The organism is Priestia sp. P5_B4, from assembly GCF_056400385.1.
Genome location: NZ_JBFULJ010000994.1, coordinates 1 through 1,301, shown reverse-complemented (window position 1 = coordinate 1,301; position 1,301 = coordinate 1). Strand labels below are relative to the sequence as shown.

General features: G+C 36.6%; 2 protein-coding genes. One reads left to right on the top strand and one right to left on the bottom strand.

Annotation, left to right across the window (positions count from 1 at the left end; all coding sequences use genetic code 11):
* The first annotated feature begins 166 nt into the window (after window positions 1-166).
* On the top strand, window positions 167-799 hold the full coding sequence (locus AC1DRF_RS28205) for an esterase/lipase family protein (RefSeq protein WP_427075073.1): 633 nt from the start codon (window positions 167-169) through the stop codon (window positions 797-799).
* A 219-nt stretch (window positions 800-1,018) separates the two neighbouring features.
* On the opposite strand, the gene AC1DRF_RS28200 is transcribed toward AC1DRF_RS28205, so the two are convergent.
* Window positions 1,019-1,177 (bottom strand): hypothetical protein, encoded by a 159-nt coding sequence (locus AC1DRF_RS28200; protein WP_192995136.1) that lies wholly within the window; start codon window positions 1,175-1,177, stop codon window positions 1,019-1,021.
* Window positions 1,178-1,301 lie beyond the last annotated feature (124 nt).

Here is a 1,301-nt window from a genome sequence, read left to right as displayed (position 1 = left end):
TATTTTTTGCAGAAAAGCTTAGGTGATGATTTTTGTCATAAAAATACTCATAGATAAAAGATAAATATAACTTTAAATACCTTATTAGTATAAGTTTACCATATTAGGATTTTTATATATAATCTATAGATGCTGTTACTTACATATTTTGAGGAGGAGAAAAGAAATGAAGAAAACGTTTGTCGTATTAATTCTTGCTTTATCCCTAGTTGTATCTGCATTAGGAATTCAGCCTTCGAATGCTAAAGCTGAATCAAATCATAATCCGGTTGTTCTTGTTCATGGAATCAGCGGTGCATCCTATAACTTTATTGCTATCAAAAACTATTTAATTGCTCAAGGGTGGGATCGCAATGATCTTTATGCTATTGATTTTATAGATAAGACAGGCAACAATTTGAATAATGGACCTCAGCTTGCTCGATACATTGATCAAGTGTTGAAAGAGACGGGAGCTAGGAAGGTAGATATTGTTGCTCATAGTATGGGCGGAGCAAATACGCTGTACTATATTAAATATCTAGGGGGAGGGAATAAGATTGAAAATGTCGTGACGTTAGGAGGAGCGAATGGTTTAGTTTCTTCGACAGCACTCCCAGGTACAGATCTCAATCAAAAAATTCTTTATACGTCGATCTACAGCATAAATGATCAAATTGTTGCTAATAGTCTCTCTAGGCTGCAAGGAGCAAGAAATATTCAACTTTATGGCATTGGACATATTGGATTGCTTTCAAATAGTCAGGTTAATGCGTACATAAAAGAAGGGCTGAATGGCGGGGGACAAAATACAAACTAATTATTTTTCAGGTGAACAAGGCAGAATCGACTTTTATATATTGGGGACTAGAATGTTTGCCTTTGTGTTTCACCAGCATGTACCCGATGAAAAACAACCGAAGTCAAAGCAGCTCCCGCATCGAAATAGAGTAGACTGCTAAAAGTACCTCAGTTAATCGAGGTACTTTTTTAGTTTTTGTACAAAGAATCGAGGATTAAAAACCGTTCAAATTGATTTTTAATCGCGCATTGCGCCTGCTTCTCGAGAAGTCATTGCACCTTGTCCTTCACTTACGTCTCTTTGGATTTCTTGTTTTACTTTTTGTGCATTTGTTGCAGAAGCTGCTGGTTTCTCAGTAAAACCCGCCTTTTCTTTAGCTGATTGATGTTGCTGCATATGATCTCTCCTTACTTTTTTATTCGTACAAAAAGGAAGAATGGAGACCCATTCTTCCTTCAGCCATCAATTATAAAGTTGTCTTAGAAACGTCCGCCGCCAAGTTGTTGCTCAGCCATTTGTA

What these genes read in the sequence shown, in the direction of transcription:
- AC1DRF_RS28205 (WP_427075073.1), top strand. Translation starts at nt 167, where the DNA reads ATGAAGAAAACGTTTGTCGTATTAATTCTTGCTTTATCCCTAGTTGTA.
- AC1DRF_RS28200 (WP_192995136.1), bottom strand. Translation starts at nt 1,177, where the DNA reads ATGCAGCAACATCAATCAGCTAAAGAAAAGGCGGGTTTTACTGAGAAA.